Source organism: Olivibacter sp. SA151 (assembly GCF_054130995.1).
Map to the genome: position 1 here is coordinate 3,707,482 of NZ_CP096391.1, position 19,988 is coordinate 3,727,469.

14 protein-coding genes are annotated in these 19,988 nt (G+C 39.9%); 5 read left to right on the forward strand and 9 right to left on the reverse strand.

Going from position 1 to position 19,988, the window contains the following annotated elements:
- Positions 1–78: 78 nt before the first annotated feature.
- The gene (locus M1D52_RS15385) at positions 79–2,409 is read left to right on the forward strand and encodes a transglycosylase domain-containing protein (protein ID WP_437392921.1); all 2,331 of its coding nucleotides are present in this window, start codon (positions 79–81) and stop codon (positions 2,407–2,409) included.
- Positions 2,410–2,594: 185 nt separating this feature from the next.
- Positions 2,595–5,615, forward strand: a complete 3,021-nt coding sequence (locus tag M1D52_RS15390) for a basic secretory protein-like protein (RefSeq protein WP_437392922.1) — start codon at positions 2,595–2,597, stop codon at positions 5,613–5,615.
- A 48-nt stretch (positions 5,616–5,663) separates the two neighbouring features.
- Here the strand turns inward: M1D52_RS15390 and M1D52_RS15395 are convergent, their stop codons facing one another.
- On the reverse strand, positions 5,664–6,008 hold the full coding sequence (locus M1D52_RS15395; protein ID WP_013666376.1) for a GIY-YIG nuclease family protein: 345 nt from the start codon (positions 6,006–6,008) through the stop codon (positions 5,664–5,666).
- A 100-nt stretch (positions 6,009–6,108) separates the two neighbouring features.
- Between M1D52_RS15395 and M1D52_RS15400 the strand changes: the two genes are divergently transcribed.
- Both M1D52_RS15400 and M1D52_RS15405 read left to right on the forward strand, forming a co-directional pair.
- Entirely contained in the window at positions 6,109–6,879 is a 771-nt protein-coding gene (locus M1D52_RS15400) for an XRE family transcriptional regulator (protein WP_437392923.1), read from the forward strand.
- Positions 6,880–6,915: 36 nt separating this feature from the next.
- Positions 6,916–7,818 carry a 3-hydroxyacyl-CoA dehydrogenase family protein gene (locus M1D52_RS15405; protein ID WP_013666374.1) on the forward strand — a complete coding sequence of 301 codons (903 nt, stop codon included), beginning with the start codon at positions 6,916–6,918 and terminating at the stop codon, positions 7,816–7,818.
- 87 nt (positions 7,819–7,905) lie between these two features.
- Here the strand turns inward: M1D52_RS15405 and M1D52_RS15410 are convergent, their stop codons facing one another.
- From M1D52_RS15410 to M1D52_RS15435, 6 genes are all read right to left on the reverse strand, one after another.
- The gene (locus M1D52_RS15410) at positions 7,906–8,643 is read right to left on the reverse strand and encodes an RluA family pseudouridine synthase (protein WP_013666373.1); all 738 of its coding nucleotides are present in this window, start codon (positions 8,641–8,643) and stop codon (positions 7,906–7,908) included.
- 63 nt (positions 8,644–8,706) lie between these two features.
- Positions 8,707–9,912 carry a GAF domain-containing sensor histidine kinase gene (locus M1D52_RS15415; protein WP_130857406.1) on the reverse strand — a complete coding sequence of 402 codons (1,206 nt, stop codon included), beginning with the start codon at positions 9,910–9,912 and terminating at the stop codon, positions 8,707–8,709.
- A 274-nt stretch (positions 9,913–10,186) separates the two neighbouring features.
- The gene (locus M1D52_RS15420) at positions 10,187–10,873 is read right to left on the reverse strand and encodes a response regulator transcription factor (protein WP_013666371.1); all 687 of its coding nucleotides are present in this window, start codon (positions 10,871–10,873) and stop codon (positions 10,187–10,189) included.
- A 104-nt stretch (positions 10,874–10,977) separates the two neighbouring features.
- Positions 10,978–12,066: a peroxiredoxin family protein gene (locus M1D52_RS15425; protein WP_013666370.1), complete on the reverse strand. Its 1,089-nt coding sequence runs from the start codon at positions 12,064–12,066 to the stop codon at positions 10,978–10,980.
- A gap of 25 nt (positions 12,067–12,091) precedes the next feature.
- Positions 12,092–14,707, reverse strand: a complete 2,616-nt coding sequence (gene alaS / locus M1D52_RS15430) for an alanine--tRNA ligase (RefSeq protein ID WP_437392924.1) — start codon at positions 14,705–14,707, stop codon at positions 12,092–12,094.
- A 162-nt stretch (positions 14,708–14,869) separates the two neighbouring features.
- Positions 14,870–16,240 (reverse strand): dipeptidase, encoded by a 1,371-nt coding sequence (locus M1D52_RS15435; protein ID WP_437392925.1) that lies wholly within the window; start codon positions 16,238–16,240, stop codon positions 14,870–14,872.
- Between the two features lie 430 nt (positions 16,241–16,670).
- Here M1D52_RS15435 and M1D52_RS15440 point away from each other — a divergent pair, with 430 nt between their 5' ends.
- Entirely contained in the window at positions 16,671–17,873 is a 1,203-nt protein-coding gene (locus M1D52_RS15440; protein ID WP_130857403.1) for an MFS transporter, read from the forward strand.
- Positions 17,874–17,915: 42 nt separating this feature from the next.
- On the opposite strand, the gene trpA is transcribed toward M1D52_RS15440, so the two are convergent.
- Positions 17,916–18,701 (reverse strand): tryptophan synthase subunit alpha, encoded by a 786-nt coding sequence (gene trpA / locus M1D52_RS15445; RefSeq protein ID WP_013666366.1) that lies wholly within the window; start codon positions 18,699–18,701, stop codon positions 17,916–17,918.
- A 23-nt stretch (positions 18,702–18,724) separates the two neighbouring features.
- Positions 18,725–19,909 carry a tryptophan synthase subunit beta gene (trpB, locus tag M1D52_RS15450; RefSeq protein ID WP_130857402.1) on the reverse strand — a complete coding sequence of 395 codons (1,185 nt, stop codon included), beginning with the start codon at positions 19,907–19,909 and terminating at the stop codon, positions 18,725–18,727.
- Positions 19,910–19,988: the final 79 nt, after the last annotated feature.

Sequence of the window (19,988 nt, forward strand, 5' to 3'; positions counted from 1 at the left end):
CGCTCGACAGACTAACCGGAAAAGCTATTTAACATTTTTTTACATTTATTTTAACTATTCATTTTAGATATTTACCGCATGTTTAGAAGAATTAAGAGTAGGTTTCTTCGTTACTTATTGATTTTCATCTATTTCGTCATAATCTTCTTATGTGCGATCGAGTTAAATTTTTTAGGTCTCTTCGGCTATTCCCCTACTGCACAAGATATTAAAGCACCTACGCTTCACGTAGCCTCCGAATTATATACAGCGGATGGTAAGTTAATCGGTCGTTATTTTAAAGAAAACCGATCCCCCGTAGTTTACGATAGTATTTCAAAAAGCATTACACAGGCTTTAGTCGCCACAGAGGATATACGATTTTTTAAACATAACGGTGTCGACTTTATTGCAGTAGCATCCAGTCTATTATCTACTGCACAAGGAGATAAACGCGGAGGCAGTACCATTACCCAGCAGTTGGCAAAGAATCTCTTTCGGACTCGTTATAATCAATCGGCCGGTTTATTAGGTAATATTCCGGGTGTTCGAATGCTAATCATTAAAATAAAAGAATGGTTTACAGCTATCAAATTGGAGCGTCGCTACAGCAAAGAGGAAATCCTGACAATGTATTTAAATACGGTGTCATTTGGCAATAATACGTATGGTATCAAAACGGCGGCAAAACGATACTTCAATCAAAACACCAATGATGTTACGGCGCCCCAGGCAGCCCTTTTAATAGGCATGCTCAAAGCAACCACTCTTTATAATCCGGTACGAAATCCCAAACGCTCTTTAGAAAGACGGAATATCGTCCTATCTCAAATGCAAAAGGCAGGCTTCATTTCACCTTTACAACTTAAACAATACAGTCAATCACCTATTGATCTAAGCTTGGGTACAGTAGATGAAGTGGGGAAGGAAGATTCTTATCTGCGTGGTGCGGTAGAGCGGTTTATCGAAAAATGGTGCGATGAGAACGGTTATGACCTTTACGAAGATGGGCTTAAGATTTATACAACCATTGATTCCAGATTGCAGCGCTATGCGGAGGAAGCAGCCTACGATCAAATGGCCGTTCTACAAAAAAGGTTGGAAAATACTTGGGGGAAAGAGCTACCATGGCGCGATTCCAAAGGAGAAGTAATTGAAAACTTTTTGGAAAATTTGGCAAAAAGGCTTCCAATTTACTCTTTTCTTGACAAGAAATTCAAGCACAACCAAGACAGTATTCTTTTTTACCTGAATCAACCAAAACTGATGAAAGTTTTCACTTGGGACGGTATGAAAGAAGTTGAGTATTCCACGATGGATTCGCTTGCACATTATGCGAAAATGCTTAACACCGGCATGATGGTAATGGACCCTTATAGTTCGGAGATAAAAGTATGGGTGGGTGGTATTAATCATCAATTTTATAAATATGACCATGTTAATCAAGCGAAGCGCCAAGCGGGGTCGACATTTAAACCATTTGCCTATTTAACCGCCCTGGAACAGGGGATGTCACCTTGCGATAAATTTCAGGACAAGGCGGTAAAAATCAATTATGTTGAGAACGGTGAAGCAAAAACATGGGAACCGAAAAACGCCGATTGGACCTTTTCGGGCATCAATATGTCTTTACGCTGGGCTATGGGTAGGTCCATTAATTCCGTAACGGCCCAAATAACAGAAAAAGTTGGCTGGGATAATGTGGTAAAGACTGCCCACAAATGCGGCATAACCAGCCATTTAGAATCGGTGCCGTCGGTAAGTTTGGGATCAAATGATGTAACGGTTTATGAGATGGTAAGCGCCTATGCTACCTTTTTGAATAAAGGGAATCATGCAGAACCCATTTTGGTCAAGCGTATCACAGACCAAGATGGTCATTCTTTAGCAGAATTTAAACCAAAGACAAAAAGGGTCATTAGTGAAGAAATCGCTTGGTTGATGACTTATATGCTTCGCGGGACGATGGAAGAACCGGGAGGGACATCGCAAGCCTTATGGGAATGGGACCTGTGGAAAAAGGGTAATCAAATAGGCGGAAAAACGGGAACCTCTTCCGACTATGTGGATGGATGGTATATGGGTATCACGAAAGACTTAGTGGCCGGTGTTTGGGTTGGAAATGATGAACGCAGCATACACTTCCGAAATTCGGCCACCGGAGAAGGTTCGCGCACGGCCCTTCCAATCTTTGCTAAGTTTATGGAAAAATTATACCACGACCCGGAAAGCGGCTATACTTATGGCCCCCTTCCCGAGCCAACTGTGGCGATTACACGCGAATATAAGTGCCCAAGCCCGCGGATACGGATTCCGGACAGCACACGAGCAGATAGCCTCCCTTCCGTTCTGAGTCCGATTTTGGAACCGCACAGTGAAGATGAGCTTCAACGAATCAATGAACAGCTTAAACAACAGCCGAATGAATAGAAGAAACCGAGTTTAAGTTGCGCAAATAAATTCTAAACGCTAAATTAGTATCCCAAATTGTACCTAAGCATCATATGAAGCACCTTATTCCGGCAAAAAAGAGATTTTACAAAATTATTTGGGCAATAGCCTTTACATTTTGTTTCATACCTACCGTTTTTGGACAATATTTTGGCCAAAATAAGATGCGATATAAAGCATTGGATTTTAAAGTAAAGCAATCACCCCATTTCGATTTCTATACTTATCTAAAAAACGATAGTCTATTAACTCGTTTCATGCAAGAAAGTGAGCTTTGGTACGAACTGCATCAGCAAGTTTTTAGAGATACATTTCTTCGGAAGAATCCCCTCATACTTTATAATAACCATCCGGACTTTCAACAAACTACTGCTATTGGCGGAGAAATAAGTATAGGTACGGGAGGTGTTACAGAAGGGCTCAAGAATCGCGTAGTAATGCCGATTATGCAAATCAATAACCAGACACGCCATGTTCTGGGGCACGAGTTGGTCCACGCCTTTCAATATCATTCCCTTATTGAAGGCGATTCAACCAAGCTGGAAAATATAGGAAATCTTCCTCTTTGGATGGTGGAAGGAATGGCCGAATATTTATCCGTCGGAAAAAAGGATGCTTTTACCGCCATGTGGATGCGAGATGCTTATTTAAATAAGGATATTCCGAGCCTTAGAGACTTAACAGAAAGCAATAAGTATTTCCCTTACCGCTATGGTCAAGCATTCTGGGCTTACATCGGTTCTACTTACGGGGATACAGTGATTGTGCCTTTTTTCAAAAACACCGCTAAGTATGGATATCAAGCGGCGATTAAATACACCTTTGGATATGACGAACCTACGCTGTCAAATTTATGGCGTACAAGTATCGAAAATGCCTATAAACCGCTTCTAATCGATACGGCTCAAGTACCAAGGGGGCAAATGATCATTAATAATAAAAACGGGGGTAATATGAATGTTTCCCCAACCATTTCCCCCGACGGTAAATACGTCGCTTTCTTATCAGAAAAAGATCTCTTCAGTATTGATTTATTCTTAGCGGATGCCGGAACGGGTAAAATCATACGAAAGCTGAGTAGTCGACAGAATAATTCGCACATTGATGAGTTCAGTTATATAGAAAGTGCAGGATCCTTTTCCCATGACAGCAAGAAATTTGCGTTTAGTGTGTTTAGCCAAGGGCGCACGAAATTGTTGATAGTCGACGTGGAGACCGGTAAAACACTTGCTACAGAAAGCATGGGAGATATCGGCGAGTTTGCTAACATAACCTGGTCGCCCGACGGAAACCTCGTGGCATTCTCGGGACTTAAAAACGGATATAGTGATATCTACTTATATGATTTGTCAAGTAAGAACTTGACCCAACTTACCAACGACTGGTATTCCGATTACCATCCGAGTTTTTCAAGAGATGGTAAAAAAATTGTTTTCAGTACCGATCGTTTAAGCTTAGAAAGTGGTTACGAAGGAGTTGATATTCCATTGGGCTTAGCCATTATCGATATAAGTACAAAAGAAATCCGGAAAATTGATGTCTTTCCGGGCGCTAATAACCTAAACCCCCAGTTCTCGGCCGATGATAAGCAACTTTATTTTCTGTCAAACCGTGATGGTTTCAGGAATCTATACCGTTACACGTTTTCGTCCGGAAAAACTGAACAGCTTACCGATTATTTTACAGGAATTAGCGGAATCACCGAATATTCACCCGCTTTAAGTGTATCTGCAAACGATGATATTCTCTACTCATATTACCGTTCGCAAAAATATACCATCTACAATGCTAAACCAAGCGACTTTACGGCGAAGGAGGTGCCAAATAACGAAGTAAATTTTAACGCAGCGCTACTGCCACCTCCTCAATCACTGGGTGTAGATGTAGTTAATAGTAACCTTCGAAACTACAATATTTTTCAGCGTATTGGTAAGTCGCTCATAAAACCGGTACCATACAAACCAAAATTTCAATTAGACTATTTACAGGGAAGTGGTGTCGGCGTAGCCGTTGGCAGTAGATATGGCGCGGGCTTATCCAGTGGGATCCAAGGTATTTTCTCCGATATTTTAGGACGAAATCAATTATTTGCCGGGGTTGCTATTAATGGGGAGGTTTATGATTTTGGCGGTCAATTTGCCTATATCAATCAAAAGGGAAGAATCAGTTGGGGAGGGTCTATTTCTCATATTCCTTTTATGTCCGGATTGATGAGCTATGGGAATGAGGAAATTAACGGGAACACCTATTTTACGGAGAATACGGATATTATACGTACTTTCCAAACACAGATAGACGCTTTTGCCGCTTATCCCCTATCGAGAACAACTAGATTTGAACTGGGGGGCGCAGTAGCCCGCTACAGCTATCGGATTGATCGCTTCTCTAATTATTATGACCCCAATACATTCTATTTCTTAGGCAGTGACAGAAGAAAATTATCAAAAGAAGAAGCGAGCAGAACCTATGGCGGTAATTTTAATTCTTTTACCTTGCAGCAACTAAATGCGGCCTTTGTTGGTGATAATTCTTATTTTGGTGTAGCTGCCCCTTTAAGTGGTTATCGGTATAGATTAGCTGCCGAAAAGTATTTCGGCGATTTTAATTTTACCGCCTACACCGCTGACCTGCGCAAGTATCACCGTATTAAGCCTATCTCCCTGGCTGCGCGTGCTTACACATACATGCGTGTTGGTAGTGGTGAGGATCAATTATATCCGCTCTATATAGGCTATCCATTTCTCATCAGGGGCTATGAATCTGCGTCATTCTACAATAATAACGGCAACGTTTATCAAGGGTACAATGTGAATCAATTGATGGGTTCCAGAATAGCGGTAGTGAATCTAGAAGCAAGGTTACCATTTACAGGCCCGGAAAAGCTGGCAGCCATTAAATCCGGGCTACTATTCTCTGATTTAAATGTATTTTTTGATATGGGACTCGCTTGGAGTGCCGGAGATAAGATTGCTTTCAAAAGTAATCCGGATAAAATTGGCGAACAGGTTAACCCAGATGGATCAACTGTTGACATCTACGAACGAGTTCCTGCTATGAGTGCCGGAGTCTCTTTACGGGTTAACATCTTTGGTTACTTTGTTTTAGAACCTTATTATGCTGTTCCTTTTAACAGAAAGGATCTAAAATTTGGTACTTTTGGTCTTAACTTCGCGCCGGGATGGTAAATTGTTTTAATTGATTTGACCTTACACTGGCTTCATGCACACCCATCATCACCAAGCTCTCATCGAGGAAAAGCGAACAGGTTGTTGTGGATTAGCAACTAAATTATCTATGCCTAAACATAAGCTTAGATCCTGCCAATCTTTATTTTTTGCTCTAATAAGACGTTCTTTTTGAGAACGCGTAAAAGCAGATAACACATTGAAGCGAGCAATACCTAACTCCTCTGTATCAATTTCCTCAAAATAAACCAATCTGGAAACCTTGGCAGCTGTATCAAAAAAAAGTTGCCTATGCTCCTTATAAAATGTCATCGTTTTAAACAAATCATCGGTTAATCCTACATGTAAATATTGTCGGTTACAGTCTGTCAATATATATACAAATCGCTTCATAACAAAATACACTAATATTTTTCGCTAATTGAATTTTATTTACTAACTTTATTGGCACAATGATACTAACAATTTTAGTAAAAACAAAATTATTTTAAAAATGAGCAATATCGCATCAAATCTTAAATACCTCAGAAGAAAAAAGGGGTATACACAACAGCAATTCGCTGATTTAATGGAAATTAAGCGTTCTCTTGTTGGCGCTTATGAGGAAGATCGTGCGGAACCAAAATACGAGTTGCTAAAAAAATTCGCATCCTATTATGAGTTGACTATGGACGAGCTTGTCAATGAAAAAATTGACGATAAATGGAAGCCTACTCCGAAGGGTGATTCATCCAGTGTCCGTGTTTTAAGTATTACAGTCAATGAGGATGATCGTGAAAATATTGAGCTTGTACCGGTTAAAGCGAGCGCAGGTTATCTAAATGGCTATGCCGATCCGGACTATATTAGTGAATTGCCAAAATTCAGATTGCCTTTCTTTAAACAAGGAACTTACCGCGCATTTGAATTGAAGGGAGATTCCATGCTTCCTTTACAACCTGGTACGGTTGTTATTTGCGAGTACGTTGAAGATTGGTTTGATGTTAAACCCAATCAGACTTACGTCATTATTTCGAAATCCGATGGAATTGTTTATAAAAGGATAGCGCATAAATTTAAGGAAGAGAAAGGATTGAAATTGCTTTCGGACAACAAAGTATATGAACCTTACTGGGTAGAAACACCGGATATTTTAGAAATATGGAAAGCCAAAGCATTTATTAGTACAGAATTTCCAGAACCGACGGCAGAGCCAAGCTTAGAAACTCTTACCACCATGATGGCACAAATGCAAAAAACAATAAGTGGTATGAAAACCGAATAAAATACTGTTCATCAAACCGAAAAAACAATATAACAGATGAAAAACATAACGGTAATTGGTTCAGGAACCATGGGTAACGGTATTGCGCACACCTTTGCTCTTCATGGCTATTCGGTATCTCTTGTAGACCTAAATGAGCAGGCCTTAACAAAAGCCATAGATATTATACAAAGAAATTTAGATAGACAGATTAGTAAAAGTAAACTAACTGAAAATGAAAAAATCGCTACTTTAAATAATATAACGACGTTTACAGATTTAAAAGGAGCCGTTGCCGAGGCGGATCTGGTCATTGAAGCGGCAACAGAAAATGAGGCTGTCAAATCGCGCCTCTTTAATGAATTGGACGACCTATGTGCTGATGCTACCATTTTAGCTTCTAATACTTCGTCTATTTCCATTACACAACTCGCTTCTAACACAAAAAGACCGGATAAAGTTATTGGTATGCATTTTATGAATCCGGTTCCAATAATGCAACTGGTTGAAGTGATAAGGGGTTATCGTACGAGTGAAGCAGTTACCAATACAATTTTTACTTTGGCAGCCAAACTTCAAAAAACACCTGTCATTGTACAAGACTACCCTGGTTTTATAGCCAATAGAATCCTCATGCCGATGATTAATGAAGCAATTTACAGCCTATATGAAGGCGTTGCCGGTGTGATGGAAATTGATACGGTTATGAAGCTCGGTATGGCGCATCCAATGGGCCCACTGCAATTAGCAGATTTTATAGGTTTGGATGTATGTTTAGCTATTCTAAAGGTATTACACGAAGGTTTCGGAAATTCTAAATATGCGCCATGCCCGCTATTGACCAATATGGTAGCTGCGGGCCATCTGGGAAAAAAATCAACTATTGGATTTTATGATTATCGACAATCTGATGCCAAGGAACTTATAGTTGCTAGCAGGTTTTCGAACTCGAGATTCTAATATTTTCCTGATTCACTGACTTATAAATTCTTCACTCCTTTAGATTGTTGAAAGGTAGTGTGTTCTGTCAACGGCTGGCTCATCAGTTTAGCTATCAAATCGCTCCAACTGTTTTAATAAAGTTGCGAAATCTTTAGGATACGGGGCCTCAAAACTATAGTCTTTTCCATTTATAGAGAAACTCAATGCTCTAGCATGTAAAGCAAATCGTTTCATAATTGGGAGTTCTTCTTGTCCTTTACTTAATGTATAGCCCCGTTTAATCTGTGAGAGATAAACGGGTTTGCCTTTATAAAGGCTATCTCCTACAATAGATGCATGTTGCGTAGCGAGGTGAATTCTAATTTGGTGCATGCGACCCGTTATTGGCCTACACTCCACCAAAGTATAATGCTTAAAATAAGCAAGCGACTTAAACCACGTTTCGGCTAATTTGCCATTCGCTTTATCAATGGTAACGTTTTTATTACCCAGATTCAGAATGGGAAGGTCCACCTTTAGGTCCTCAAAGATGTGAGTTCCCCCAATAATAGCATGATAAATCTTTTTCACTCTTCTCTTCTCGAACTCGATAGAAACAGAGCGATAGGTATCAGGATTTTTAGCAATTAATAATAAACCGGAAGTTTCTTTGTCGATACGATGACAAACTTGCGCGTCCGCATGGTATGACTTCGCCATTCGAAGTATGTTAATTTCTCGCCCCTCTCTTTCATCCAGCGATGCAATAAATGGTGGTTTATTTACGACGATTAGATTATCATCTTCGAAAATGATGAGCTGATTGAACTTGGGAAATTTAAAATTAAGCGCTTTTTCTTCCATAGAAGTGCAAAGGTATAAAAAGAGGACGACATGTTCGTCAAAGAGCGATCATTTACTTTAGGCTTAAAGTTCCGCCAAAGGTAAAGCAATGAAAAAAGAGGATCCTTTTTCCTTCCCTTGACTTTCTGCCCAAATCTTTCCACTATGAAGTTCCACCAAGGTTTTAACGATCGATAGTCCTAAGCCATTACTTCCTTCTTTGCCCGTTGGCACAGAACTTAGACGGGCAAATTTTTTGAACAGTTTCTTCATATCCTGTTCAGAAAGGCCTTGCCCTTGATCTCGAATTTCAATTAAAGCCTTGTTATCTACCTCCTTAGCTATCAAATTAATCGTTGTATCAGCATATGCGTATTTGGAAGCATTACTTAACAGGTTTTCAAATATCTCGCGTAATCGTGCTTTATCACCGGCGACAGGCCGTTGAATAGTATTTTCGAAAACTACCCGCTGTTTTTTTTGGTTGGCAATAATCTCAAAATCCGTCAAAAGATCTTTAAGCAATGAATCAAGCACACACGGCTCTATCTTAAGCTTCATTTCGCCATCTTCTATCTGCGATAAATTTAACAGATCGTTCAAGCTCGAAAGGATAAAATCGGATGATTTGATAATTCGCTCGGTCATTGCCTGCGTCCCTTTATTCTCCTTTGCCTCTCGCTGAATCAACTGCGCGTAAAGCTTGATGGATGTTAGCGGATTTTTAAGGTCATGAACGGCTGCGTTCATTAAATCAGTTTGTACCCGTACCGCATTGCGTGTAGCTAAACGAAATTTCAGCTCATCCATTACTATGGACGCAAGACTCTTCAACATTTCCAACTGCTTCTCTGACGGATATTTAGCTGTAGGATGACTAACACAAAGTGCGCCGATTTTATACCCATCAGGCGTCTGAAGTGGCGCAGCAGCATAGAATCCGATACCAAGCGCTTTTAAATGTTCCGGATTTTCAAGTATCTCCGAAGCCTCTTCTATATTATTAATCACGGCTACTGTGTCCTGTAAAATCGCCCAAGAACAAAGACTATCAGTACGGTTAGTATAGCGTTCAAAATGGCCTGTAGTATCTGATTTTAAGAATACCGTTTTTTCGTCGACAAAGGATATAAATGCGCCCGCAACTTCAAAAAACTCCATAGCCAACTTCGCAATCTTATCGAACGCGTCTTCCGGCGGCGTATTCAGAATATCATACTTATACAGCTTCCGCAAACGGTCCTGCTCGTTCGGAGGAATTATATTGAGCCACTGACGATAGATTCCCATAGGTAGCAATTATGTCGCAAAACTATAATTATAATTTCAACTATCTTCTTTGAGATCATTGATATCCCTTAAGATGATTTTTTATTGACACAATTGCAAGATACAAAAAATGGGTGACGTCTTTTCGGTAAAGGAAAAATTTGTAAGGCCGGATGACTTTACTTCCTATATATCCCGAAAATGAAAGGATCAGGTAAAATTCGAAATCTCAAAGGGCGCCGCAGAAAGATTAAATGGAAAAGGGGCTAAGCACCCCCTTTAGAAATATAATGAATTAGGCATCAAATTTATACCCAACTCCCTTTACGGTAGAAACATAATCATCCCCTATCTTCTCTCGCAGCTTTCGAATGTGCACATCAATGGTTCTGTTAGTTACCACAACAGAATCTTCCCAAATACTCTTCAATATTGTTTCTCTAGTATAAACTTTTCCAGGTTTAGAAGCTAATAAGTATAACAATTCAAATTCTTTTTTTGCAAGAACAATTTTCTCATCGTTCTTATATACCAAAAAGGTTTCCCTATCGATTACAAGGTCGGCGATTTCAACTTTATTTTCTAAAGTCTCTTCTCCTTTGCTGTTTCTTCTCAAAATTGCATTAATCCTGCTAATCAACGCCCTTGGTTTAATAGGCTTCGCGATATAGTCGTCAGCACCAACATTAAAGCCTGCAATTTCGGAATACTCTTCACTTCTTGCTGTAAGAAATACCATAAAAGTGTTTTTAAACTCCGGCATGCTTCTCATAATCCGACAAGCTTCAATACCGTCCATTTTCGGCATCATGATGTCAAGTATAATGAGATCCGGGTTTATCTTCCGTGCCGTTGATACAGCTTCCTGTCCGTTAGTGGCCGTAAAAACCGAATATCCTTCACGCTTTAAGTTATATTCAATTAGTTCGACTATATCGGGCTCATCGTCAACGACCAATATCTTGTATTTAGCACTGCTCATGTTCAATAATTTTAGGCCTAAATTATGTACTTAATTGCAAATAAAAGTTAAGACAGTATTAACAAATTGTTAATGATCACCCATTGCTTGACATCTAGTTAAAATTATAGCGTTTTTTCCAAAAAATCTGCCAGTTTTTGTCCTCTTAGATTTTTAGCAACAATAATACCCTCCGGATTAAGCAGAAAAGACGCAGGAATACTTGAAATTTTGTATAATTCTGCAGCTTTACTATTCCACGCCTGCAAATCTGATACATGTGTCCAAGTTAACTGATCATCTTTTATTGCTTTCAGCCAAGCAGCTTGATTATTATCCAAGGACACTCCTAATATCGTAAAATTTCTATCTTTATAAGTATTGTATTGTTTTACAATATTGGGGTTTTCCTCTCTGCAAGGCACGCACCAAGATGCCCAAAAATCGACAAGGGTATATTTACCACGGAAGTCCGACAGCTTGACTGTCTTCCCTTTTTGATCCATTAATTCAAAATCGGGCGCTTTCTGCCCCACCATTAGCGGTTTCAATTCAGCCATATGGGTAACAAAATCTCGCACGGCAGCATTTTTAGGAAATTTATCCTTTATAGTGTCGGCATAGGCCATCATTTCCGCTTCGTACTCTGCGGGATCTAATGAACTTATCGCATAGAAGCCCGCTAAATTGTTAACATTTCGATTAGCGAAGGCCAATACCTCTTTTGAAAATTGGTCCAGGTTATTTTTATATTTCACAAACAGTTCATCCCTAATCTCTTTTTCTTTTGACGGCTCCTTTTTTAATCGCATTTGAAATTCACCTTCTATTTCCCTGGATATGGCAGAATAACGGGTATTAATTTCACTAAACTCCTTTATTTTGCTAGAAATTTCGGAACCAATAACTTCGTAATTTCCACTCGGATCTTTGATATTGGCCTTAAAGCTCACCTCTTCGCCGTTGGAAAGAACAAAAAAGTAATTATTTTCTCCAACTTTTAAATTGTAAAACTGCGGGATAGGTGCCGTTCTCCGAAAGCGAAACTTATTATCGTCATTCAAAAAAGCTGAATCTACAACCTCCCCTCCTTCATATAAAAAAACTTTTTTGACCTGATCGTTATTGATAAGCTCGCCGTTCAAGACAAACTGATCCTTATTACTGCAAGCAGCCAAAACAAAAATGCTTAAAGCTCCTAATATCTTCTTCATCCGTAAATATTTAGTTCAAATTCATTTAACCAACAAAAGATTTCGCTTTTTCAAGAGCAACGGTTAAACCTGAAGAATCCTTTCCTCCTGCTGTTGCATAAAAAGGTTGACCACCACCACCGCCTTTTATTTCTTTTGCCAGTTCCCTAACAATTTTTCCCGCATCCAAGCCACGGTTCACTAAATCATCCGATAATACTACGGTTAAATTAGGTTTACCATCAAAATCAGCGGCTAATACTAAAAACAGACCATTATCGATTGCCTTTTTTATAGCAAAAGCTAAATTTTTAACAGCATCTGCATTTGGTAACTCCACTTGCTCACCGATAAAACGCACTCCATTAATGTCAATTGCTTTTTCTACAAGTACCTGCCTTAACTGTTGGGCCTTTTCCACCAATGATTTTTCTACCTCTTTTTTCAGTTTACTGTTTTCCTGTAAAAGACCGGTAATAGCGGCACTCAGATCTTTAGGCTGTTTAAGTAAGTTTTTCAACTCATTGATCAACTCATCCTGTCTATCAATAATTTCTTCTGCCCGTCTACCGGTAATAGCTTCAATGCGTCTTACACCTGCGGCAACGGCACCCTCGCTCAGAATTTTGAAGAAGCCGATATTTCCGGTATATTGGACATGCGTTCCGCCGCATAATTCTTTTGAAAAGTTTTCATCGAAAATTATCACCCGTACAAAGTCACCGTACTTCTCACCGAATAAGGCTGTCACTCCCATATCAATGGCATCATTATACGGTACATTCCTTCGTTCATCCAAGGCTAAATTTTCTCTGATTTTTGCATTGACAACTTGTTCAACTCTTCTTAATTCTTCGTCGGAAACTTTAGCAAAATGGGAAAAATCAAAACGGAGCACCTCTTCGCTTACTAAAGATCCTTTTTGATTTACATGTTCTCCCAAAACTTGCTTTAGTGCTGCATGTAACAGATGGGTCGCTGAATGATTACTTTGGATATCCCGACGCCGATCTTCAGCTACCTTCGCAAAAAAAACACCTTCAAGATGCGAAGGGAGTTCATCAGAAAAATGGATAATCAATCCATTTTCCTTCTTCGTATCAACAATCTGAATCGTTTCTTTCGATGTTTCATGTATTAAAATCCCGGTATCTCCTACCTGCCCGCCACCTTCCGCATAAAATGGTGTTTGCGACAACACCAATTGGTATTGAATCTTTCCCTTAGCTGAAACTTTGCGATATTTAAGCATCTTCGTTTCGGTTGCTAAGTTATCATATCCTACAAAGTGTGTTTCTCCATCTTCATTTACGGTAACCCAATCGCCCGTATCAATCGCAGTCGCAGCTCGTGAGCGCTCCTTTTGTTTATTTAACGCATTTTCGAATCCCGGCATATCTACTTTCCATCCCTTTTCCCGAGCCATCAAATCAGTCAAGTCGATCGGAAATCCATAAGTATCATATAATTCAAAAGCGAAATCCCCACTAACCAGTCCCTGATCAGTGTGATAGCTTTCAAAGCGCTGGATACCGGTCACTAAAGTTCGTAAAAAAGATAACTCTTCTTCCAAAACAACTTTTTGTACGAAATCCTGCTGTTTGTAAAGTTCATCAAATACGCCTTCAAACTGCTGAGCCAGCGGAATCACTAATGTATTTAAGAAGGGCTCTTTGAAATTTAAAAATGTATAAGCGTAACGAACGGCTCTCCGCAAGATCCTTCTAATTACGTATCCCGCTTTGTTGTTAGACGGAAGCTGTCCATCTGCAATAGCAAACGAAATGGCACGAATATGGTCAGCCATTACGCGCATCGCAATGTCCTGCTGCTCGTTTTCGCCATATTGTACCTTCGCCGCTTTCGCAATTAACTGGATAAGCGGCTGAAAGATGTCCGTATCATAATTGGAAGTTTTGCTCTGCAATACACGTACCAGGCGTTCAAAGCCCATACCCGTATCCACATGCTTTGCAGGAAGAGGTTGCAAGGAACCGTCTTTTAAACGATTAAACTGCATAAAGACATTATTCCATATTTCAATTACTTGCGGATGATCAGCATTGACCAAGGTGCTCCCATCAATCATCCGACGCTCTTCGTCGCTTCTACAATCCACATGTATTTCAGAGCAGGGCCCACACGGTCCGGTCTCCCCCATTTCCCAGAAATTATCCTTTTTGTTTCCCTTCAGGATACGGGTTGAATCAATATGTTCTTTCCAATAACCATAGGCTTCGGTATCTTCCGGTAAACCTTCCTCACTGTCTCCTTCAAATACAGTAACATATAATCGGTCTTTATCTATTTTGTAAACATTGGTTAAGAGCTCCCAACTCCAGGCTATTGCCTCTTTTTTGAAATAATCACCAAAGCTCCAATTGCCCAGCATTTCAAACATAGTATGATGGTACGTATCGATACCAACCTCTTCTAAATCATTATGTTTCCCCGACACCCTCAAACAACGTTGCGTATCTACAACCCTTGAATACTTAATGGGAGCCTCACCCAAAAACAGTTCTTTAAACTGGTTCATCCCGGCATTGGTAAACATCAGGGTTGGATCATTTTTTACTACGATCGGTGCAGAAGGTACTATTTCATGTCCCTTGCTTTTAAAAAAATTTAAAAATGCTTGTCTTATTTCTCTACTAGTCATTCACTAGAATAATTAAATATGTTCCAACGGCTATCTTAAAGATGCACAAAGTTAAGCTATTTCAAGCACGATCGCTAACAGAATCGGCTCTTATTAAAAAAGCTGTCCAAAAACCACTTACCATGTGCTTCCAGACAGCTTACTAGACAAAATCAAAATTGATTATTTGCTTAACTCCGCATAATACTTATGAAACAAAGGAATGGTTTCAATACCTTTAAAATAGTTAGCGATATCATACTTTTCATTTGGTGAATGAAGATTATCACTATCTAGTCCAAAGCCCATTAAAACCGTCTTCAATCCTAATTCCTTTTCGAATAAGGCAACAATTGGAATACTGCCACCACCTCTACATGGAATCGGTGCCTTTCCAAAAGCCTCCTCAATTGCTTTTTCGGCAGCTTTGTAGGCCGTACTATCTGTTGGTGTTACAGCCGGTTCTCCACCGTGATGAGGTGTCACTTTCACTTTTACATATTTCGGAGCTAAGCTTTCGAAATGCTTTTGAAATAAACTCGTAATAACAGCAGACTGCTGATTGGGTACCAGTCGCATCGAAATTTTTGCTGATGCCTTTGATGGAAGAACTGTTTTTGCCCCTTCGCCGATATAACCACCCCAGATTCCATTAACTTCCAAAGTAGGGCGAATCCCCGTGCGTTCAATACTTGTATAACCTTTTTCACCCCATAGCTCCTCAACTCCAAGATCTTTTTTATATTCATCTTCATTAAAAGGAGCTTGGTTTAGTGCTTCTCGTTCTTCCGCACTTAATTCAATGACATCGTCATAAAACCCGGGAATGGTAATATGGTTATTCTCGTCATGAAGTGAAGCGATCATTTTTGCTAAGATGGTCGCCGGATTTGCCACAGCTCCACCATAAACGCCGGAATGAAGATCTCTATTGGGACCTACCACTTCTACTTCTAAATAGGAAAGTCCTCTTAAGCCGGTTTCGAGTGATGGGGTTTCCAAACTGATCATGGCGGTATCCGATATTAGGATAACATCAGCGGCTAATTTTTCTCTATTTGCTTTAACAAAAACGTCTAAATTTTCGGATCCTACCTCTTCTTCTCCTTCGATCATAAACTTGATATTACAAGGCAGTCCACTCGTTTGTTGCATAACTTCGAAAGCCTTTATATGCATATACATTTGTCCTTTATCATCACAAGCACCACGGGCAAAAATTTTGCCGTCGCGCACGGTAGGTTCAAACGGTGGCGTGTGCCACAATTCCAGTGGTTCCGGTGGTTGCACATCATAATGTCCATATACGAGAACAGTAGGTTTAGTTGGGTCTATAATTTTCTCCCCATAAACAATTGGATTGCCAGCTGTCGGGCAAACTTCTACATTGTCCGCACCGGCAACCTTTAGTTTTTCAGCAATATAATCGGCCGTTTTTAAGACATCGCTTTTATACTTTGGATCGGCACTAACAGATGGAAAGCGTAGCAATTCAAACAATTCATCCAAAAATCGTTGCTTGTTTGCTTCAATATAGTCTTTAATGTGTGACATAATTTATTGTGTTTGTTGCAAACCTACATAAAATCGGTTAAAATCCCATGTAAGCTCACGATGTCTCCATGTTAGTTCCATACTATATTCACACTATATCGGCTATATAGAAATGCAAGAAAACAAGAAGCGAAAGCGGATACATACTAAATGACAGGTGGACCTGAGGTGGAAATAAGGTGGACTTCACGTGGACTTGACGTGGATTCGAAAATTGAGATAGAAGATTTAAGATTAGATCAGGGAGACTAATACGAATCTAAGCCAATTCTATCAATTTTACAAAATTCAAAGGATTGGATATTAAAGTATAAATATTTCGTAAACTCATCTTGCTTTTAATTAAGTTTGCATTGTCGCTTCCCAACCCTTAAAAGGGCTAACTCCGAATATTCTTAAGCGTTTTTTATCACAACATATACATATTGTAATGATTCGTTTCTTACAAATTTATTTAGATGCCTACCGTGGTTTATCCCGCCCGGCCTGGATGCTGGCACTTGTCATGTTTATCAATAGAAGTGGAGCCATGGTACTCCCTTTTTTAGGTGTCTATATGACAAACAAGCTCAACTACTCTATAGAAGATGCAGGAATCATTTTAAGTTGTTTTGGTATTGGCGCGGTTAGTGGCTCTTGGCTTGGCGGGTGGCTAACCGATCGTTTTGGGCATTTCAGGATACAAACGTGCAGCTTATTCTTAACCGCTCCACTTTTTTTCATTTTGCCTCAATTACAATCCATGGAATCACTGGCTTTTGGAATTTTCTCATTGAGTCTGATATCAGAGACTTTCCGACCTGCCAATTCAGTATCCATTACCCATTATGCGAAGTCCGAAAACATTACAAAAGCCTTTTCCCTCAATAGAATGGCTATTAATTTAGGTTTTTCAATTGGTCCTGCCCTAGGTGGTTTCCTGGCTTCCGTTTCTTATGATCTTCTATTTTATGGAAATGGCATCACCTGTTTAGTGGCCGGTATTTTGTTTTTCTTTTATTTCAAAGGAAAAAAGGGCCACCAAAAGAAAAGAGAAAATAACATTGAGCATACTTTTCCTCGACGCTCACCTTATCGTGACACACCTTTTATGCTATTTAGCATTCTATGCACGCTTTACGCAATCTGTTTCTTTCAATTGCTTAATACGCTTCCCTTATTCTACCGTTCTGTCTATCAATTGAGCGAATCACAAATTGGACGGATACTCGCTTTTAGCGGTTTAGTGGTTTTTTCCCTGGAAATGCTGGTAGTACATATTGCCGAAAAAAAGCTATCGACCGCAAGCGTTATTATAGTTGGCACATTATTATGCGGCGTATCCTACGTGCTTTTAAATCACCACACCGGCCAGTGGATATTATATTTTTCCATTTTCATTCTTTGCTTATCTGAAATTTTGGCTATTCCTTTTATGGCAACGGTTACTGCCAATAGAAGTGGCAAAAATAATCAGGGAGCGTATATGGGATTAAATGCTTTGGCGTTTTCCGGAGCGCATATTATATCTCCTTACATTGGAACGCATATCGCTGCTACTTATGGTTTCACTGCCTTGTGGTGGGGAACCGGAGCAATGACAGTAATCACAGCTATTGGGTTTTTATGGGTATTCCGGTTAATGAAGCGTTGAAAAGCACAACGCTTCATTGATGTTTGCTACCTCCGCGCTTGACTATACAGCAACATTTCCCTTTATACCTCCTATAAATGAAGGAATCTGTTCTAAATAATCCTTTTGACTGAGCAAACGAACAAAAGCACTGCCCACGATGGCCGCGTCTGCATACTGTAATGCATGATCAAAACTTGCCTGATCAGTAATGCCAAAGCCAACAACCAAGGGATTGCGAAGATTCAAGGCGTCGACGCGTTGAAAATAATGCGCCGTTTGTTCAGATACTACAAGATTTTTACCTGTAGTGGCATATGAAGATACCATGTAGATGAAGCCCGTGCTTAATTCATCGATTTTTCTAATACGCTCTTCCGAGGTTTGTGGTGTAATCAAGAAGATATTACTAATATTATATTTCTTAAAAACTTCTTGATAAAGCTCTTCGTATTCATACATTGGTAAATCGGGAACAATAACCCCATCGACACCCGCTTCCGCGCAAGCCCGACAAAACCTCTCCACTCCATACTGCAACATTGGATTTACATATCCCATTAACAATACCGGAATCTGTACCTCTTTCCTTAACTCTTTTAATTGGTTGAACAAAAGATCAAGTGACATACCATTCTTTAAAGCTTCTTCCGAACTGTGCTGAATTACGGGACCATCAGCCACCGGATCAGAATACGGGAAACCGATCTCTAAAAAATCAACACCGGATGCTTCCAATATTTTAGCTAACGCAATGGTACTATCTATATGCGGATAACCGGCAGTATAATAAATAGAAAGCAATTTTTTATCGCCCTTGTTATCAAATAATTGTTTTATTCTGTTCATTCTAGTGCTTTTTCTATGCTTATCTAAAAATTGAAATATTTCATATAATTGTCCAAATCTTTATCTCCGCGACCCGACAGGCATACAACTACATTATCCGAAGGTTTAAATGACATTTTTTCCAACTGTGCCAAAGCATGAGCACTTTCAATGGCTGGAATAATCCCTTCTAATCTGGTTAATAAGAGTCCCGCTTGCATCGCTTCATCATCCGTTATGCTCACATATTTTGCACGGCCGATTTTATGTAAAAATGCATGCTGAGGACCAATACCCGGATAGTCTAAGCCAGCGGAAATAGAGTAAGGTTCAATCACTTGCCCATCACTAGTCTGCATCAAAATAGTTCGACTACCGTGTAAAACTCCTTCTTTTCCAAGCACGGAAGTTGCTGCCGAGTGGCCGCTATTTACCCCTTTCCCGGCAGCCTCTGCGGCAATCAACTGTACCTGCTCATCGTCTAAAAAATGGTAGAACATTCCCATTGCATTACTTCCTCCACCTACACAGGCAATCGCATAATCAGGTGTTTCCCGACCGGTTTTTTCTAAGAGTTGGCTACGAGTTTCGGCAGAGATGACCGCTTGAAATCTTGCAACCATATCAGGATAAGGATGTGGGCCTACTACAGAGCCAATGATATAGTGCGTGTCTACCGGGTTATTAATCCAATCGCGCATAGCTTCATTTGTAGCGTCCTTCAAGGTTTTACTTCCTGACGTTGCGGGACGGACTTCTGCTCCCATCATTTTCATGCGGGCTACATTAGGCGCTTGCCTATTGATATCTATTTCGCCCATATAAACCACGCACTCAATTCCCATCAGTGCACATACCGTGGCGGTGGCAACACCATGCTGACCCGCTCCGGTTTCAGCGATGATGCGTTTCTTTCCTAAACGCTTTGCCAGCAAAATCTGTCCGATGGTATTATTTACTTTATGAGCACCTGTATGGTTCAAATCTTCTCTCTTCAAAAAGATATTGGCACTGTATTTTTCAGAAAGCCGCTGAGCCAAATAAAGCGGAGAAGGTCTTCCAACGTAATCTTTCAGCAGCTGCTCGAATTCTTTTTTGAAGCCATCTTCGTTCATAATTTCCAAATAACGAAGCCGTAGCTCCTCTATATTCGGGAACATCATTTCCGGGATGTACGCCCCCCCGAAATCCCCATAATATCCTTTTTCATTGACCTGATAACTACTCATTTTATTCTTTCAATTTACATTCTTTTTATACTGTATCCTCTATAAAAATAAGTCCACAATGGTAGAGGGGAACCAATTT